Here is an 18,801-nt window from a genome sequence, read left to right as displayed (position 1 = left end):
AAGATGGAATTGCTGGCTCCAGCCGGCAATATGGATAAATTGAAAATGGCCCTGCTGTACGGGGCCGACGCCGTGTATTTAGGCGGCAAGTCCTTTGGGCTGCGGGCTTTCAGCGATAATTTTTCCCTGGAAGAAATGGAAGAAGCCGTCTGCTACGCCCATGGGCTGGGGAAGAAGGTTCACGTGACCGTCAATATCTTTCCCCACAACGCCGACTTAAACGGCCTGCCGGAATACTTGACCAGCCTGCGGGATATTCATGTTGACGCCGTGCTCATTGCCGACCCCGGCATTTTCAGCCTGGCCCGGCAAATCGTGCCCGACCTGCCCATTCATATTTCGACACAGGCCAACGTGACCAACTGGGCGTCGGCGAAATTTTGGCATGACGCCGGCGCAAAGCGCGTTGTCATGGCCCGCGAGGTCAGCTTAAAAGACGTAAAGGCCATTCACGACAAGGTGCCCGTTGAGATGGAAGGCTTCGTGCACGGCGCGATGTGCATTTCCTATTCGGGCCGCTGCCTGCTGAGCAATTACTTTACGGAAAACCGTGATTCCAACCGGGGTCAGTGCGTCCAGTGCTGCCGGTTCAAATACAACGTCGTAGAAGAGAAGCGGCCGGGCCAGTATTTTCCGGTCATGGAAGATGAACGGGGCACGTATATCTTCAATTCCAAGGATCTGTGCCTTCTTCCGTATCTGCCCGACTTGTATGACGCCGGCTTGTGCAGCCTGAAAATCGAGGGGCGCATGAAGAGCGTTCACTACGTCGCGACGGTTGTCAAGGTATATCGTCAGGCTCTCGACGCCTATGAACGGGACCCGGAGCATTTCCGCGTCCTGCCTGAATGGGTAGAGGAGTTGGAAAAGATTTCTCACCGTCCCTATACGCGGGGCTTTTCTGTGTCCCGTCCGACGGAAGCCGATCAGGTATACAGCCATTCGAGCAATACGCAGACTCATGAATTCATCGGCCTCGTCCGCTCCTATGACGCGGAACGGAAGCTGGCCTGGATCGAACAGCGCAATCACTTTAAGGTTGGGCAGACCGTCGAATTTCTCCAGCCCAAGGGACGTCTGGTCCGCTGTGCCGTCAGCCGCATTCTCGATGAAGACGGCCAGGACCTTGATGCGGCCCGTCATGCCCAGCAGGTCGTCGCTATTCCCGTAAACGAGCCGTTGGAAGCCTATTCTATGATGCGCCGGGAGATGAAGAGCCATGCTTGAGCCGGAATGGGTGTACTTCCGCATTCCTCCGCAGGAAATGACGTATCTGACGCGGATTCTTGAGGGATGCGAGTACCTGGGCGTCGTCACGGCCATAGACGGGAAAGCCGGCGTCGGCTTTGTCAGGACGACGGCTGATACGGCAGCGGAAACGCGGGACCTTCTGCTGTCTTTGCCCTTTCCTGTCGCTTTGCTTTCGCATGAAGAAGCCCGCCGCTGGCAAATAGGAAAAGAATAAATTATCAACTTATAAATATTTATAATGCGCATAAAAGGTTACGAAGCCGCTTCTGTCTGCCAGAGGCGGTTTTTTGTTGCGAAAGGGTAATCTTTCCGTAAAAAGTCAATAATATCTGTGAAAAAGGCGCAATTTGCAGCGTGATTTGCTCTTAATTTTTTCTCTTGGATGGTGTATAATTAGTGTATATTATTTAAAATATGCATAGCTATTCGCGGAAGTATATTTACAAAAGAAAATCCTATAGCATATAGACATAACGTGTGTATTTGGTTGGAGTATTGCTGGGATTTTCTTGATGTGAGGAGGAATTTTGTATGAGAAAATCCAATTGTCTGGCAATGATTCTGGCTGGCGGGCGAGGGAGCCGTCTGGGCGTCCTGACGAAGGACCAGGCTAAGCCCGGCCTTTTGTTCGGCGGCAAATACCGCATTATCGACTTTCCGCTCAGTAACTGCCGCAATTCCGGCATCAACACCGTCGGCATCCTGACCCAGTACCAGCCGCTGGAACTGAACTGGTACGTCGGCAACGGCAGCTCGTGGGACTTGGATTCCGATCGGGGCGGTGCATATATCCTGCCGCCGTATGAAAGCGACGGCGGTTCCAACTGGTACCGCGGCACGGCCGACGCTATTTATCAGAACTTGAATTTCGTCGAAATGGTCGGAGACGACTACGTCCTCATCTTGTCGGGCGACCATATCTATTCTATGGACTACGCTAAGATGCTGGCCTTCCACAAAAAGCATCAGGCGAAAGTCACCATCGCGACGATCCGCGTTCCCTGGGACGAAGCCAGCCGCTTCGGCATCATGGTCGCCGACGAAACGATGCGCATCAATAAATTCCAGGAAAAACCGGCTAAGCCCGAAAGCAACCTGGCTTCCATGGGCATTTATATCTTCGACCGCGACGTATTGGAAAGCTATTTGAAAGCCGACGCGAAGGATGAAAAATCGGAACACGACTTTGGCAAAAACGTCATTCCCGCTATGCTGAAGGACAAGCTGCCCCTGTACGCCTATCCCTTTGAAGGCTATTGGAAGGACGTCGGAACGATCGACAGCCTGTGGCAGGCCAATATGGACCTCATTGCCGACGAACCGCCCCTCGACCTGAACAATCCGGCATGGCGTATTTATTCTGCCAGCCAGAGCATGCCGCCTCATTTCGTAGGACCCGAAGGCAGCGCCAAGAGCTCTATCGTCGCCGAAGGCTCGGCTATCCTGGGCAACGTCATCAACTCGATCATCTTCTATGACGTGACGATTGAAAAGGGCGCAAAGGTAAGCAATTCCGTCATCCTGCCGGGCACGGTCATCAAGAAGGGCGCCGTCGTCGACAAGGCGATTATCGGCGAACGCTGCGTCATCCATGACGGCGCCGTCGTACAGAACGAAGACGGCTCTATCGCCGTATTGGGCAGAAACGAAGAAAAGCTGGCAGCTAAAAAAGGGGAGGCATAACATATGAACAGCAACATGATTGCAATAATTAACCTTAGAAACGAAAGCCCGCTCCGCGAGCTCAATGAAAAACGGCCCTTGGCGACCATTCCCGTAGGCGGCAAATTCCGCCTCATCGACTTTACGCTGTCCAATCTGGTCAACGCCGGCGTATCGCAGGTCGGACTCTTGTTGTCGGCCCAGTCGCGCTCCGTATTGGACCACATCCGCTCCGGTAAGGAATGGGGCCTGGCACGCAAAGGCGACGGCCTGTTCTATCTGCCGGAAGAAGTAGAAGATGTCGTTCATCCTACAGAAGGCGACGTACCGGCTTACTATAAAAACCTCATGTTCGTCGAACGGGGCAATAAGCCGTACATCTTGCTGACAGGCTGCGACATGGTGCAGAACATCGACTACGACGAAGTGCTCCATTTCCACCGCCGTCACAACGCCGACGTCACCCTCATTTACCAGAAGCAGAAATACGAATTTAACCGCAGCGGCTACGCCCTGAATATCGGCGAAAACGACCGCGTCCTGGACATTGAATCGCGGGAAACGCTGGCAGCCGGCGAAAACCTGTATCAGCGGGGCGTCCTCATCGACAGCAAGGTCTTTGAAAGCTGCATCCGCAAGGCCTATACGCAGGGGTACAACTACCTGATTACGGACGTGCTGAAGCGCAATGTAGACCGCTTGCGCATTTTCGGTTATAATTATCAAGGATATGCGAAGCGGATCGATACCATCGATTCGTACTTCCAGGTCAACATGGATCTGCTCGACGCCAAGACGTGGCACGACTTGTTCCTCAAGGACAAGCAGCACCACATCTACACGAAGATCAAAGACGAAGCGCCGGCTAAGTACATGGAAGAATCGCATGTCAGCAATTCTCTCGTAGCAAACGGCTGCATTATCGAAGGCCGCGTCGAAAATTCCATCTTGTTCCGCAAGGTCAAGGTCGGCAAGAACGCCGTCATCCGCAACAGCATCATCATGCAGCATACGGTCATCGGCGACGATGCCCAGCTCGACTACGTCGTATGCGACAAGAACGCCGTAGTGCAGCCTGAGGCCATTTTGTCCGGCACCAAGGACAAACCGCTGTGCATCGGAAAATGCACTGTAATTTAAGAAGAGGTATAGAAGAACAATGAAAAAATGGCAGGATAAGGAAGAATTCAAGAAGATATTTACTGAAAAGGCGCATGTCTTGTGGGAAAAAGAACTCAGAGATCTGACGCTCAACGAAGTATACCAGACGATTGCCTACATGATACGCGACTTGGTCAGTGAAGATTGGATTCGTACGAACGAAGTGTACGCCGAGCAAAAGGCGAAACAGGTCTATTATTTCTCGATTGAATTTTTGCTGGGACGCTTGCTCCAGTCCAACCTCATCGGCATCGGCTTGGAAGATATTTGCCGGCAGGGCTTGGAAGATCTGGGCTGGAAGCTGGAAGACGTCGTTCCGCAGGAACGGGACCCGGGCTTGGGCAACGGCGGCTTAGGCCGTCTGGCAGCCTGCTTCATCGACTCCCTGGCGGCGCTGCAGCTGCCGGGACACGGATGCAGCATCCGCTACCAGTACGGGCTGTTCAACCAGCGCATCGTCGACGGCCAGCAGGTAGAGCTTCCTGACAACTGGCTGGTCAACGGCTATCCCTGGGAAGTCAAGCGAGTAGATAAGGCCGTAAACGTCCGCTTCGGCGGCAACGCCTACATGCGGCCGACGGAAGACGGAGAGCTCGAATGCGTTCACGAAAATTATTCGTCTGTCCGCGCCGTCCCGTACGACGTTCCTGTCATTGGCTATCATAACGACACCGTCAATACGCTGCGCCTGTGGCGGGCCGAATACTCCCGGGAAGACTTGTACCGCGAGCTGACCCTCGGCGACCGCCACCGGGCGTTCCGCTACAAGAACAACGTACAGCTCATTTCCCGCTTCCTCTATCCGGAAGACAGCACGGAAGATGGCCGCCGCCTGCGCCTGATGCAGGAATACTTCATGGTTTCGGCAGGCCTGCAGAGCATCGTACGTCACTATAAGAGAAAATACAAGGAAAGCATGTACAAGTTCGACCAGTACATCGCCATCCACATCAACGACACCCATCCGGCTCTGGTCGTGCCGGAACTGATGCGCATCCTCCTCGACGAGGAAGGCATGGCCTGGGAAGACGCATGGGATATTACGTGCCGTACCGTGGCCTATACGAACCACACGATTTTGCCGGAAGCCATGGAAAAATGGTCTATCCCCATGTTCCAGTCGCTCCTGCCGCGCATTTATCTCATCGTCGAAGAAATCAACAACCGCTGGCTCAAGGAAGTGCGCCGCCTCTATCCGGGCGACGAAAACAAAGCCCGCAGCGTAGCCATCCTTTGGGACGGTCAGGTTCACATGGCTCATTTGTCCGTACTGGGCAGCCACAGCGTCAACGGCGTTGCGGAAATCCACTCGCAGATCCTGAAGGATTCGACGCTCCATCAGTTCTACACGATTTTCCCGAACCGTTTCTCCAACAAGACCAACGGCGTTACGCACCGCCGCTGGCTTATCGAAGCCAATCCGCAGCTGTCGGACCTCATCGACGAAGCCATCGGCGACGAATGGCGTCTTGAACCGTCCAAGCTCATCCGCTTGAAGACCGTTTCCAGCGACAGCGCCTTCCTGGATAAGCTGGCGAAGGTGAAGAAAGCCCGCAAGGAAATTCTGGCTGACTATATCAAGAAGGAATACGATACGAATATCGCCGTCGATTCGATTTTCGACATTCAGATCAAGCGCATTCATCTATACAAACGGCAGCTGTTGAATATCCTCGGCATCCTTCACCTGTACTATACGCTGAAAGCAAATCCGGACCTGCGCGTCCGCCCGCACACGTTCCTGTTCGGCGGCAAGGCTGCGTCGGGCTACGGCGAAGCTAAGCAGACAATCAAGCTTATCAACGTCGTGGCCAACATGATAAACCGCGACAAGCAGGTGAACAAGCAGCTGAAGGTACTGTTCCTGGAGAACTACAACGTATCCTTGGGACAGCTCCTGTTCCCGGCGGCCGACGTGAGCGAGCAGATCTCCACGGCCGGCAAGGAAGCGTCCGGCACGGGCAATATGAAATTCATGATGAACGGGGCCATTACGCTGGGTACGATGGACGGGGCCAACGTAGAAATCTGCCGCGAAGTCGGCATGGAACACTGCGTCATCTTCGGCCTGCGGGCGGAAGAAGTCATGAATTACTACATGCACGGCGGCTATTCGTCGTGGAACATGTACAGCTCGGACCCGCGTATCCGCCAGCTCATGAACTCGCTTGTAGACGGCTCCATCAACGGCGAACATTTCGGCATGCTGTACGAATCGCTGCTGGACCGCAACGACGAATTCTTTGTCCTCAAGGATTTCGCCGCCTACTGCGAGGCCCATACGGAAATATCCCGCCGCTACGCAAATCAAAAGCAGTGGTTCCATTCCAGCGCCATCAACATCGCCCATTCGGGCTACTTCTCCAGCGACAGGACGATTCAGCAGTATGCATCTGACATTTGGCGTATTAAACCCGTCAAGGTATAATCAGTCAGGGGGAATGCTTACATGAAACTCAGTGCAATTGACGAATACGGTACGTTTCTGTACCATCAGGGAACAAACTACGCCAGCTACCGTTTGTTCGGCGCTCATTTTACCGTTCTCCGCCGCAGATCGTGCGTGCGCTTTTCCGTCTGGGCTCCCCATGCCCAGAAGGTAAGCGTCGTCGGCGATTTCAACCAGTGGGACATTGAAGCCAATCCTATGGAACGGTGCGGCGCCGGCAACGGCATCTGGGTTACGTATATCGAAGGCCTTCAGGAAGGGGACATTTACAAATACGCCGTCACGACGGCGTCGGGCGAAGTGCTCATGAAGAGCGACCCCTATGCCTTCTGGTCGGAAGTGCGCCCCAATACGGCCTCTAAGATCACCAAGCTCCGCTATACGTGGAAGGACAAAAAGTGGCAGAACAGCCGCGAGCAGTACGACTCGTACCGCAAGCCCATGCTGACCTATGAAGTGCATCTCGGCTCGTGGTGCCGCGACGAAGAAGGCAATATGCTGACATACCGCGAAATCGCCGACAAGCTCGTGGAATACGTCACGTCTATGAACTATACGCACATCGAAATCATGCCCCTGTGCGAATATCCCTTCGACGGCTCATGGGGCTATCAGGCGACGGGGTACTTCTCGGCGACGAGCCGCTACGGCGCGCCGGAAGACTTCATGTACCTCGTCGACACATGCCATAAGCACGGCATCGGCGTCATCCTCGACTGGGTGCCGGGCCATTTCTGCCGCGACGCCCACGGCCTGCGCTATTTCGACGGCGAGCCCTGCTATGAATCGGGGAACCCCATGCTGGCAGAAAACAAAGAATGGGATACGATGAATTTCGACTATGGACGGACGGAAGTACAGTCCTTCCTCATTTCCAGCGCCATGTTCTGGCTCAGCCAGTTCCACATCGACGGCCTGCGCATCGACGCCGTGGCCAACATGCTGTATCTCGACTACGGCCATCCCGATGGAAATTGGCAGCCCAATAAGTACGGCGGCCGGGAAAACCTCGAAGCCATCGACTTCCTGCGCAATTTAAATAAAGCTGTGTTCAGCGAATTTCCCCATGCCCTCATGATTGCCGAAGAATCGTCGGCCTGGCCGCTGGTGACCAAGCCTGTCGACGTCGGCGGCCTGGGATTCAACTATAAGTGGAATATGGGCTGGATGAACGACATGCTCCGCTACATGTCCATGGATCCGCTGTTCCGCAAGGATAATCACAATCTCGTTACGTTTTCCCTGTGCTACGCCTTTTCGGAAAACTTCATCCTGCCTTTGTCGCACGACGAAGTCGTCCACGGCAAGCACTCGCTCTTGGACAAGATGCCCGGCGACTACTGGCAGAAATTTGCCGGCCTGCGGGCTTTCTACGGCTACTGGATGTCTCATCCCGGCAAGAAGCTCCTGTTCATGGGCAGCGACTTCGGCCAGTTCATCGAATGGAAATACGACGACAGCCTCGACTGGCATCTGCTCGAATATCCCATGCACAAGGCCATGCACGACTACGTCAAGGAGCTGAATACGTATTATGTAGAGCATCCTGAATTCTGGGAAGAAGACTGCGACTGGTCGGGCTTCTCGTGGATCAGCTGCGACGACCGCGACAACAGCGTCATCGCCTTCTTCCGCAGCGGCCAGGAAACGGATGACATGACCGTCGTCGTATGCAACTTCACGCCTGTCGTCCGCCATTCGTACCGCTTCGGCGTGCCGCGCAAGGGGACGTATGTCGAAGTATTCAACAGCGATTCCGAAGCCTTCGGCGGCTCCAACGTCCTCAACGAAGGCGAATTTGAAGCGCAGGATATTCCCATGCACGGCATGGAACAGTCTCTGGAGCTGACGCTGCCGCCGCTGGCGACTATATATTTACAGCTCAAGACGTCGGCCGATAAAAAAAAATCTCTGAAGGCTGGCAGCAGTACTGCCAAGACGCGGAAGACGACTGGCTCGGCTAAAAAGGCCAAGAGCAGCGAAAAGAAACCGGCTTCCAAGACGACGAGAAAACGCGCCGTTAAAAAGACGACGAAAAGCGACGCGGCGAAATAAATAGTAAACTGCATTCCAAAGGGAAAGTGGGGGAGTTAAGATGGAAAAAATATTATTCGTGGCGTCAGAAGCCGTGCCTTTTATCAAGACGGGCGGCTTAGCCGACGTCATGGGCGCTTTACCGAAGGAATTGGCCGCCAAGGGCATGGACGTCCGCCTGGTCATTCCGAAATACAGCCTGATTAAAGACGAAGCAAAGCAGCAGATGAAGCAGGTGACGACGGGGATCGTCAATCTGGCCTGGCGTCAGCTGTACTACGGCGTCGACGAAATCGATATGGACGGCGTCAAGGTATACTTCATCGACAATGAATGGTACTTCAAGCGCGACCGCCTGTACGGCTATGCCGACGACGACGAACGGTTCGCCTATTTCTGCCGCGCCGTGCTGACGATGCTGCCGCGCATCGGCTTCCAGCCCGACATCATTCACGGCAACGACTGGCATACGGGTATGCTGGGCGTCTTCTTGAAGGAAGATTTCTACCATGACGATTTCTACAAGAATATGAAATTCGTCTATACCATTCATAACCTGAAATATCAGGGGATTTATCCGGCGTCTATCATGCAGGATATCATCGGCCTGCCGCAGTACTTGTTCGACAATGGCAATCTGGAATGCGACGACTGCGTGAACTACATGAAATCGGGCATGGTCTACGCCGACTACATCACGACGGTCAGCCCGACGTACGCTCAGGAAATTACCTATCCGTACTTCGGCGAACGGCTGGACGGCTATATCCGCAGCAATCAGGACAAGGTCGTCGGCATTATCAACGGCCTCGATGAAGATGCCTATAATCCCGAAACGGACCCCTATATTGCCCAAACGTATACGTCGAAGGACGCCCGCGCCGGCAAGCGCGTCAACAAGGACGCCCTGCGCAAGGAATTGGGGCTGCGCATCAAGCGCGGCGTGCCCATGGTCGCCATGGTATCGCGCCTCGTCGAAGACAAGGGCATGGATTTGGTAACGCGCATTATGGACGAGCTCGTCGAAGACGACGTACAGCTGGTTATCGTCGGGACCGGCGACTGGCAGTATGAAGAAGCCTTCCGCGATTTGGCCCGCCGCTATCCGACAAAGGTATCGGCCAACATCATGTTCAACGAAGGCCTGGCGCACCGCGTCTATGCGGCGGCGGATATCTTCCTCATGCCCTCGCGGTATGAACCGTGCGGACTGAGTCAGCTCATCGCCCTGAGATACGGCGCCGTGCCCGTCGTCCGCGAAACGGGCGGCCTGCGAGACACCGTCGTTCCCTTTGATAAATACAAAAATCAGGGCAACGGCCTGACGTTCCCGAACTTCAATGCTCATGAACTGTTGTTTACGGCAAAGACGGCTTTGGGATACTACGAAGATACTGCCTTGTGGGATCACATCGTCAAGAACGCCATGGAAAGCGACTACAGCTGGAAGCGTTCGGCTCAGGCGTATGCAGACTTGTACAAAAAGGTATTGAACCGATAAGAACAATACAGCCAAATCCCCCGCCGTACTTGCTCGGCGGGGGATTTTACAAAAAAGGAGATTTCATGGATTTAGGACTGTATCACAATTCACATGAATTTTATTGCCGCTCTGTTTTCGGCGCCGTTCCCTCGGGCAGCCAGGTCGTCCTGCGCCTGCGGGCCGACAAAAATATAGAAGAAAACTGGCAGGCCAGCGTGCGCCTGTGGCAGAGCAACGCCGGCGAAACGATCGTTCCCATGACCTGGGAAGGCGAGGCCTTCAAGGCGACGCTGACCATGCCGGATAAGGGGTGCCTCCTTTGGTACTATTTCATCGTTTCCTACGACGGCAAGACCGTCTATTACGGCAATAACCACGAGCAGCTCGGCGGCAAGGGCCGCATTACGGCTCAGGAGCCGCCGTCCTATCAGATTACCGTATACGATAAGGACGTCAAGACGCCGGACTGGTTCAAGAATGCCATCGTCTATCAGATTTTTCCCGACCGGTTCCGCCGCGGCAAGGACACGACGGCGGTGCTTACGGGCAAGACGGGCGCCGTCATTCACAGCGACTGGGACGACATACCGGCCTATTGGAAGAACCCCGATACGGGAGAGATTGCCTTTTACGATTTTTACGGCGGCAACCTGGCGGGTATCCGGGAAAAGTTTTCGTATCTGAAAGAATTAGGCGTTACGGCGATTTACCTCAACCCTATTTTTGAAAGCTGCACGAACCATCGCTACAGCACGGCCGATTACCACCGCGTCGATCCCTTTCTGGGGACGAACGAAGAGTTTGCCGCGTTCTGCCGGGCAGCTAAGGACGAGGGCCTGGCCGTCATCCTGGACGGCGTGTTCAGCCATACGGGGGCCGACAGCATTTATTTCAACCGCTTCGGCCATTACGACAGCGTCGGCGCCTACCAGTCCAAGGAATCGCCGTACTATTCGTGGTACCGGTTTAAGGAATACCCGAACGACTACGAGTCGTGGTGGGGCGTCATGGATTTGCCAAACGTAGAGGAAACAGAGCCGTCGTATATGGATTTTGTCATCCATAACGACGACAGCGTGCTGCGCTACTGGATGCGCCAGGGCATCAGCGGCTGGCGTCTCGACGTCGTCGACGAGCTGCCGGCGGCATTTCTCCGCGATTTCTATAAGACGCTGAAGGAAGAAAACCCCGAGGCCGTGCTCATTGGAGAAGTGTGGGAAGACGCGTCGAATAAGATCAGCTACGGCGAACAGCGCGAATACCTGTGCGGCTATGAGCTCGACAGCGCCATGAACTACGCCTTGCGGACGATTGCCGTCGATTTCATCATGGGGCGCAAGGAAGGACGGCGCATGCTGGCTGAAATGACCCACCTCATTGAGAATTATCCGCCTGAGCACTTTTACGCCATGCTCAACCTCATCGGCAGCCACGATATCGAACGCATCCTGACGGTCCTGGCAAAGGACGCCGACACGAATACGCTCTCGGCTGAGGACATCGCCAAGAAGCGCCTGCACCTGCTTCTGGCCTGGCAGATGACAATGCCCGGCGCGCCCTGCATTTATTACGGCGACGAAGCCGGCGTGACCGGCGGAAAGGACCCGGACAACCGCCGCACCTATCCATGGGGGCATGAGGACGAAGAAATCCTGTCGTGGACGAAAGAGCTGACAGGACTGCGCCGCAGCAGCGATGCCCTGCGGACGGGCCGTTTCATCCCGCTGTACGCCGACGGCGACGTCTTTGCCTATGCCCGCAGCATCGAAGGCGGCCGGGATATATTCGGACAGAAAAAAGAAGACGGCTTCTTTATCATCGCTATGAATAAAAACACTACGTCCCTGCGGACGGTCAGCGTGTACACGAACGGATTGGCCTACGGCGAGCTGACCAACGCTTTGTATCCCCGCATGAAGCCTATCCGCACGATCAACAGCCGCTTCACCCTGACCCTGCCGCCTCTGAGCGCCGTCATCCTGAAAGGGCAGGAAGCCCGCAAAAAACGGGCTGGCGTCCTCCTGCATCCGACGTCGCTGCCTTCGGCAGGCGGGAACGGCGACCTGGGACCCAACGCCTATCGGTTTATCGATTTTCTCAAGACGGCCGGCCAGAGCCTATGGCAGATCCTGCCGCTGACGCCGCCGCTCATGGGCGATTCGCCCTATCTGGCCCGATCGGCCTTTGCCGGGAACGAACGGCTCATTTCCCTCGACGTGCTGCACGAATGGGGATGGCTGTCTGCTGAAGAGCTGTGCGAATATAAAGAAGCTGTCGGGAAGACGAAATCCTGGGACGAAGACTGGAAGGTCAAGAAGGACGCGCTCTGGCGCATGTCCCATAAGAAAGACCTGAACGTGCCGTGGTCGCCTTATGCCGATTTCTGCAAGGAAAACGCCTACTGGCTCGACGACTACGCCTTGTTCCGGTCCGTCAGCGATTTCTTCGGCGGCAAGGTCTGGACAGAATGGCCCGACAACATCCGCTGCCACGCTGCCGACGGCGTAGCCTATTATAAAAAAGAATTGTCCGGCGCCATATCCCATTATAAATTCTTGCAGTATATTTTCTACTGCCAGTGGCAGGCTCTTCGGAAATATGCCCATGACAACGGCGTGCAGATCCTCGGTGACATGCCCATGTTTGTCGCCCACAACAGCGCCGACTGCTGGGCTCATCAGGAGCTGTTCCAGCTGGACGAAGGCGGCAATCCCACGGCCGTCGCCGGCGTGCCGCCCGATTATTTCAGCGCCGATGGCCAGCTGTGGGGCAACCCGCTGTACGACTATGAGGCCATGGCTGCCGACGGCTATCGCTGGTGGGTAGAGCGGTTCCGCGCGATATACCAGTTTGTAGACGAAGTGCGCATCGACCATTTCCGCGGCCTCGAATCGTACTGGGCTGTGCCCGCCGAAGCCAAGACGGCCCGCGAAGGCGCCTGGGTCAAAGGGCCGGGCCTCGACCTGTTCCGTGCCGTGTATAAAGAGCTCGGTTTCCTGCCCATGGTGGCGGAGGATCTGGGCATCATTACGGACGACGTATGCGCCCTGAAAGACGCCCTGCGCCTGCCAGGCATGAAGATACTCCATTTCCACATGGCAGAACGGGCCGACGGCCGGTATTCCTTTGATACAGAGCCGAACTGTCTCGTCTACACGGGAACGCACGACAACAACACGACGCTGGGCTGGTATGAAGAAGACCTGGACGAATCGGAACGGCTACAGCTGCGCCAGGCCTTGGGCCTGCCGGACGACGCCGCGCCGGAAGCTGTCGTCCGCGCCGTCATCGCCTACGTCTACAGCCGCCGCGCCGAAACGGCCGTCGTACCCCTGCAGGACATACTGGCCCTGCCGGGAAACTGCCGCATGAACGTACCCGGCGTTGCCGAAGGAAACTGGCAGTGGCAGATGGACGGCGGCATGCTCAAGCTGGACATCGCCAAATGGCTGTCTGAATTATGCAAAGAATACGGACGGTAACTGCGCCCGTTTCAGAGGGGGAAGAGACGCATGTCTGATATGACAGATAAAAATGAAAAATTTAAACGGGCCTTGGAAGTCCACGCCCAGCTGCACGGCAAACTAGCCATTCACAGCAAATTGCGGGCCGATTCCAAGGAAGCCCTGTCCATCTTATATACGCCCGGCGTCGCCGCGCCGTGCCTGGAAATCGCCCAGGATAAAGAGCTGGCCTATACGTATACCGGCAAGGGCAACGACGTGGCCGTCATTACCGACGGCAGCGCCGTCCTGGGGTTGGGGAATATCGGCCCTGATGCGGCCATGCCGGTCATGGAAGGGAAGTGCCTGCTGTTCAGCGAGTTTGCCGGCATCAACGCCGTGCCCCTGTGCGTAGGCACGCAGGACGTAGACGAATTTGTCCGCTTCGTCCAGCTGGCCAGCCCGTCCTTTGGCGGGATCAACCTGGAAGATATCAGCAGCCCGCGCTGCTTTGAAATCGAAAAGCGGCTTCGCGAAACGCTGAATATCCCCGTGTTCCACGACGATCAGCACGGCACGGCCATCATCGTCCTGGCCGGCGTCATCAACGCGCTGGAGTATTTAGGAAAGTCTGCCGAAACGGCGTCGGTCGTCATCAACGGCGCCGGCGCAGCCGGCATCAGCATCGCCAATCTGCTGCTGGAATATGGTTTTACAGACGTGACGCTCTGCGACATCAACGGCGCCGTCTGTGAAGGCGACGATACGCTCAATCCGGCTCAGGCCGCCATGGCGAAGCGGACGAACCGCCGTCACGCCAAGGGCAGCCTGAAGGATGTACTGGCAGGCAAAGACGTGTTTATCGGCGTGTCCCGCGGCGGCCTCGTGTCCCAGGAAATGATCGCTTCGATGGCCGAGAAAAACGTCGTTTTCGCCATGGCAAATCCCATCCCGGAAATCTATCCCGACGAAGCGAAGGCTGCCGGCGCGTCCGTCGTCGGCTCGGGCCGGTCCGATTTCCCCAATCAGGTCAACAACGTCCTCGTATTTCCGGGGATTTTCCGCGGGGCTATCGACTGCCATGCGTCGGATATCAGTGAAGGCATGAAGCTGGCGGCGGCGAGAGCCATTGCCGACGTGGCGAAGCAGGACGGTCTGCGGGAAGACTACATCCTGCCCGACGCCTTCGACCATCGCGTCACCATCGCCGTGGCGGCTGCCGTTGCCGAGGCGGCGGCGAAAGAAGGCATTGCCGGCAATCCCTTGACCTATGAAGAGGAAGCGGCAAAGGCCGAAGCCTTTTTGAAGGAAGTATAGCAGATATGAAAGCACCGGCGTCATCTGGCAGTGACGCCGGTGTTTTTCGTTTCTGCTCGGAAAAAAGCAGGGACACAAGACGCCTGCGTCGAATATTATACTATTACGGTATGTTGCGAACGGATTCTATACAGGCGGTGATATTGTGCATATCCATTACATGCATATTGAAAATTATCGAAACTTGACAGACGTGGAAATGACCTTTCATGAAAAGGCCAACTATCTCGTCGGTGAAAACGCTATCGGCAAAAGCGGGTTTCTGCGCCTGCTGTCGGTTATGAGCGAAGGCTTCGGCATCAGGGAAGACGATTACGCCGACCCGGAAAAGCCGATTATTGTCACGCTGGAAATGCATTTGCTGCGAAATCAGAACGAATACTTTGCCGCCTTTCCCGACGAGCGGCGGGAGACGATGACGGTGCGCCTGGAAAAGCGGGTGGAAGAAATCTACCCGCGGCTGTACGATGCAGAGAGAAACGAAGAACTGCCTCTCGACCTGATACGCTGCATCCATTATCTGCCCAATTCCGTCGTCGACCCGGAAGAACTCAAAGTGCCGGCAACGGTATACCGCGCGTTGGAACGGCGGCTGTATCAGTGGGAGCATTCCCATGACGACGGGCTGGACGAAGATACGCAGGCCTTTATCCATCATGAAGTGCAGGTAGGCAGCCTCGACTCGTCGTATTTTGTCAATATCTTCCTCTTGTCCCGCATCCTGAGCCGCCAGGATCGCTCGACAGCCGACAACATGAAGTTTATTTCCCTCGTCGCCCTGCGTATCCTCACGCAGATTTTCATCATGTCCCGAAGCAAGGCCATGCCCCTGGAGCAGAGCCTGATTATCGACGGCAAGGGGCGGCGCTATTTGCCTCTCGTCGTATCTATCGACGAGCCGGAGGTGCACCTCCATCCATACATGCAGCGGTCTATTTTAAATTATTACAAGCAGCTCCTGAGCAACGGTGATTCCCGCTTCTGCGAGCTCCTGAAGGATTTGTTCGGCATCGACGGCCTGCGGGGGCAGCTGTTCATCGTCACGCACTCGACAGACGCCCTCGTCGACGATTACCGCAATATCGTCCGCCTGTACCGCGGCGACGCCGGTCAGGTCTGCGCGGCCTGCGGAGCGACCTTTCATTTCAGCGAGGAAATCGAGAAGCACCTGATCATGCATTTCCCCGAAGTGAAGGAGGCCTTGTATTCGCGGAGCGTCCTCGTCGTCGAAGGGGAAACGGAGTTCGGCTGCTTCCAGCTGTTCGGCACGACGCTGGGGCTGCCCTTTGACTACTACGGCATCTGCCTCATCAACGCCCGCGGCGAAAGCTCGATTTCAAAGATAAAGAAGCTTCTGGAATACTTCAAGATTCCCACCGTCGCCTTATACGACGCCGACGTAAAGGGCGGCCATAAGGGCGAGACGGGCGTGTTCTTTACCGACGAAATTTGCTTTGAAATGGATTTGGCCAAGACGATGATCGACATGGGCCGCCGCCGCGAGCTGGACCGCATCATCAATACCGTAGCCGGCGAGCACGGCCGGGCCACGTCGGACATGATTAAAAAGGCCTGCCGCAAGCTGGACGTCAATTTCCACGACTATCCGCCGCGCATGCTGGGCAACGTCAACGCCCGCAATATCAAGGCCCTGTACATCTATTATTTTGCCTGGCTGTACAGCAACAAGGGCGTCATCCTAGGCCGGCTCCTGGGGCAGTCCCTGCGCAGCCAGGAAATCCCCAGGGCCTTTGTCAAGGTCATCGAAGAGGCCGGCAAACTGGCAAAAGTATAAGCTGCCTTGCAGCAGACATTAGAGCAGGAGTTATCGTATAGTATGAAATTGTTTATCGCAGAGAAGCCCAGCATGGCCAGGGAACTGGCAAAATGCCTCCCGCAGCCGCAGCGGCAGGAAAAGGGCTTTATCCGTACGGGCGGCGGCATCGTCACCTGGGCCTACGGCCACATGCTGCAGCAGGCGGAGCCGCAGGATTATAATCGGCAATACAAGCAGTGGAAGGACGCCGATTTGCCCATTATTCCAGAGCATTGGAAGCTGCTCGTCAGCCCGAACAGCAGGGAGCAGTTCGACGTCATCTGCCGCCTCATCGGCGACGCCGACTCCATCGTCCATGCCGGCGACCCTGACAGGGAAGGGCAGCTTCTGATTGACGAAATACTCGATTATGTAGGCAATACGAAGCGCGTCGAGCGCATCCTTTTAAATGCCCTCGACGAAAAGAGCATCGGTGAAGCCCTTCATGATTTGCGGGATAACGGCGATTTTTCTCATCTCAAGGAATCAGCTTTGGCCCGCAGCCGCGCCGACTGGCTCATCGGCATGAACCTGTCGCGGGCCTATACGCTGGCCGCCCGCCGGCAGGGGCACCGCGTCGTATTTCCCATCGGCCGGGTCAAGACGCCGACGCTGGCCTTAGTCGTCCGCCGCCAGCGGGAAATCGACAATTTCAAGCCCGTGACCTATTACGTCGTCAAGGCGCAGTTCGATCATGCCAAGGGCGTTATCACGGCTCAGTGGCAGCCTGGCGATACGCAGGCCGGCCTCGATTCGGAAGGGCGCTGCGTCGACTGTAAGACAGCCGAAGCGATCTTGGACAGGCTGCGGGCTCAGCCTGACGGAACGATTGCCGAAGGGAAGAAGACGAAAAAGAAGGAAGCCCAGCGGCTCCCCTTGTCCTTGTCGTCCTTACAGGTGCTGGCAGGAAAACGCTACGGCTACAGCCCCCAGCAGGTATTAGACGCGGCCCAGCAGCTGTACGAGCGCAAGCTGACGACCTATCCCCGTTCGGACTGCGAGTACCTGCCTCTGAATCAGCGCAAGGACGTGCCGGCTATTTTAGCTAATTTAGGCCGAATTTCAGATAAAACCTTGTCCCAATGGGCCGGGCAGGCCGACGGCAGCATCAAGAGTCGGGCTTGGAATGACGGCAAGATTACGGCGCACCATGCGATTATCCCGACGACGGTGCCCTGTCCGTACGATAAGCTGACGGCAGTTCAGCGAAATATCTATTTCCTCATTGCCCAGGCCTATATGGCACAGTTTTATCCTGTCCACGAATATATACAGAACCGCGTCGTCGTCGAAGCCGCCGGCGAGCAGTTCGTCGCTCACGGCAAGACCGTCGTCGTATTGGGCTGGAAAGAGCTGTATCAGTCCGATACGGACGACGAAGACGAAAAAGGAGAGCTGCCGCCGGTCCGCAAGGGAGACGGCGTCCAGTTCCGCCGCGGCAAGGTCGAAGAGAAAGCTACGAAGGCGCCGCCGCGGTTTACTTCGTCGACGCTCCTTCAGGCTATGAAGGAAATTTATAAATACGTCAAGGACGATTCGCTGAAGAAAAAGCTTAAAGAAGTGCAGGGCATCGGTACGGAAGCGACGCGGGCCACGATTATCGGCGAGCTCATCGAGCGGAAATTTTTAGTCGAAGAAGGGAAAAAGAAGTACCTGAAACCGACGGATATGGCCTATCTTCTCGTCGATTCCCTGCCGGACGAGCTGCTGTATCCCGATGAAACGGCTGTTTGGGAAGAACGGCTGTACCAGATGAGCCTGGGAAAGGACAGCCTAGCCGACTTTCTCAGCGCCCAGGAATTATTTTTGCGCAAGCTCATTGCGGCAGCCCAGAACAATGACGGAACGCCGCAGCCAAAGGAAGGGCGCGTGTGTCCTCAATGCGGCGGCGCTATGGTACGCCGCCATGGAAAGTACGGCGATTTCTGGGGCTGTACCAACTATCCCAAATGCCGCCATACGGAGCGCATCGACGTGCCGCCTGCGTCGGCGGCAGGCGACGGGGAATCTTATGTTTGTCCGCGCTGCAAGGAAGGAATCTTTGTCCGCCGCAGCGGCCCATACGGGCCGTTTTGGGCCTGCAGTAAGGAAGGCTGCCGTACGACCTGTGCCGACGTAGACGGCGTTCCCAGCATTTATGCTGCCTCGTCCGAAAAATAAACCTGTCGGGGACGGCGTACGGTGT

At 55.9% G+C, this 18,801-nt stretch carries 11 protein-coding genes; all 11 read left to right on the top strand.

The annotated features are described in order from the left end of the window. The first annotated feature begins 3 nt into the window (after positions 1-3). The 11 genes from E0L13_RS01495 (at position 4) to E0L13_RS01445 (ending at position 18,776) form a co-directional block, all read left to right on the top strand. Entirely contained in the window at positions 4-1,227 is a 1,224-nt protein-coding gene (locus tag E0L13_RS01495) for a U32 family peptidase (RefSeq protein ID WP_168059804.1), read from the top strand. Then, positions 1,220-1,465, top strand: coding sequence for a DUF4911 domain-containing protein (locus E0L13_RS01490; RefSeq protein ID WP_168059772.1), 246 nt, complete (start codon positions 1,220-1,222; stop codon positions 1,463-1,465). The genes E0L13_RS01495 and E0L13_RS01490 overlap by 8 nt, the downstream gene beginning before the upstream one ends. A 317-nt stretch (positions 1,466-1,782) precedes the next feature. Next, the gene (locus E0L13_RS01485; protein WP_087477341.1) at positions 1,783-2,934 is read left to right on the top strand and encodes a glucose-1-phosphate adenylyltransferase; all 1,152 of its coding nucleotides are present in this window, start codon (positions 1,783-1,785) and stop codon (positions 2,932-2,934) included. A gap of 3 nt (positions 2,935-2,937) precedes the next feature. Next, positions 2,938-4,053, top strand: coding sequence for a glucose-1-phosphate adenylyltransferase subunit GlgD (glgD, locus tag E0L13_RS01480; RefSeq protein ID WP_232818745.1), 1,116 nt, complete (start codon positions 2,938-2,940; stop codon positions 4,051-4,053). Between the two features lie 19 nt (positions 4,054-4,072). After that, positions 4,073-6,502, top strand: a complete 2,430-nt coding sequence (locus E0L13_RS01475; protein ID WP_107195545.1) for a glycogen/starch/alpha-glucan phosphorylase — start codon at positions 4,073-4,075, stop codon at positions 6,500-6,502. Positions 6,503-6,523: 21 nt separating this feature from the next. Beyond that, positions 6,524-8,578: a 1,4-alpha-glucan branching protein GlgB gene (glgB, locus tag E0L13_RS01470; protein ID WP_095628717.1), complete on the top strand. Its 2,055-nt coding sequence runs from the start codon at positions 6,524-6,526 to the stop codon at positions 8,576-8,578. Between the two features lie 40 nt (positions 8,579-8,618). Then, complete coding sequence (gene glgA, locus E0L13_RS01465; protein WP_154877737.1) at positions 8,619-10,058, top strand: glycogen synthase GlgA; 1,440 nt, start codon at positions 8,619-8,621, stop codon at positions 10,056-10,058. Between the two features lie 65 nt (positions 10,059-10,123). Further along, the gene (gene malQ / locus E0L13_RS01460) at positions 10,124-13,522 is read left to right on the top strand and encodes a 4-alpha-glucanotransferase (protein WP_168059770.1); all 3,399 of its coding nucleotides are present in this window, start codon (positions 10,124-10,126) and stop codon (positions 13,520-13,522) included. A 30-nt stretch (positions 13,523-13,552) separates the two neighbouring features. Beyond that, positions 13,553-14,800: an NADP-dependent malic enzyme gene (locus tag E0L13_RS01455; protein ID WP_239386291.1), complete on the top strand. Its 1,248-nt coding sequence runs from the start codon at positions 13,553-13,555 to the stop codon at positions 14,798-14,800. Positions 14,801-14,945: 145 nt separating this feature from the next. Then, entirely contained in the window at positions 14,946-16,595 is a 1,650-nt protein-coding gene (locus E0L13_RS01450; RefSeq protein ID WP_168059768.1) for an AAA family ATPase, read from the top strand. A gap of 42 nt (positions 16,596-16,637) precedes the next feature. Continuing rightward, complete coding sequence (locus tag E0L13_RS01445) at positions 16,638-18,776, top strand: DNA topoisomerase III (RefSeq protein WP_168059766.1); 2,139 nt, start codon at positions 16,638-16,640, stop codon at positions 18,774-18,776. Positions 18,777-18,801: the final 25 nt, after the last annotated feature.

This window comes from Megasphaera sp. SW808 (assembly GCF_012027795.1).
GTDB lineage: Bacteria > Bacillota > Negativicutes > Veillonellales > Megasphaeraceae > Megasphaera > Megasphaera stantonii.
Note: the sequence above shows the minus strand (reverse complement) of the source record. Positions and strands in the feature narration are given on the sequence as shown.

Bases quoted from the DNA above. Each gene is read 5' to 3' on its own strand.
- E0L13_RS01445 (WP_168059766.1), top strand. From the start codon at position 16,638: ATGAAATTGTTTATCGCAGAGAAGCCCAGCATGGCCAGGGAACTGGCA.
- glgD (WP_232818745.1), top strand. From the start codon at position 2,938: ATGAACAGCAACATGATTGCAATAATTAACCTTAGAAACGAAAGCCCG.
- E0L13_RS01490 (WP_168059772.1), top strand. From the start codon at position 1,220: ATGCTTGAGCCGGAATGGGTGTACTTCCGCATTCCTCCGCAGGAAATG.
- E0L13_RS01455 (WP_239386291.1), top strand. From the start codon at position 13,553: ATGTCTGATATGACAGATAAAAATGAAAAATTTAAACGGGCCTTGGAA.
- glgA (WP_154877737.1), top strand. From the start codon at position 8,619: ATGGAAAAAATATTATTCGTGGCGTCAGAAGCCGTGCCTTTTATCAAG.
- malQ (WP_168059770.1), top strand. From the start codon at position 10,124: ATGGATTTAGGACTGTATCACAATTCACATGAATTTTATTGCCGCTCT.
- E0L13_RS01475 (WP_107195545.1), top strand. From the start codon at position 4,073: ATGAAAAAATGGCAGGATAAGGAAGAATTCAAGAAGATATTTACTGAA.
- E0L13_RS01495 (WP_168059804.1), top strand. From the start codon at position 4: ATGGAATTGCTGGCTCCAGCCGGCAATATGGATAAATTGAAAATGGCC.
- E0L13_RS01485 (WP_087477341.1), top strand. From the start codon at position 1,783: ATGAGAAAATCCAATTGTCTGGCAATGATTCTGGCTGGCGGGCGAGGG.
- glgB (WP_095628717.1), top strand. From the start codon at position 6,524: ATGAAACTCAGTGCAATTGACGAATACGGTACGTTTCTGTACCATCAG.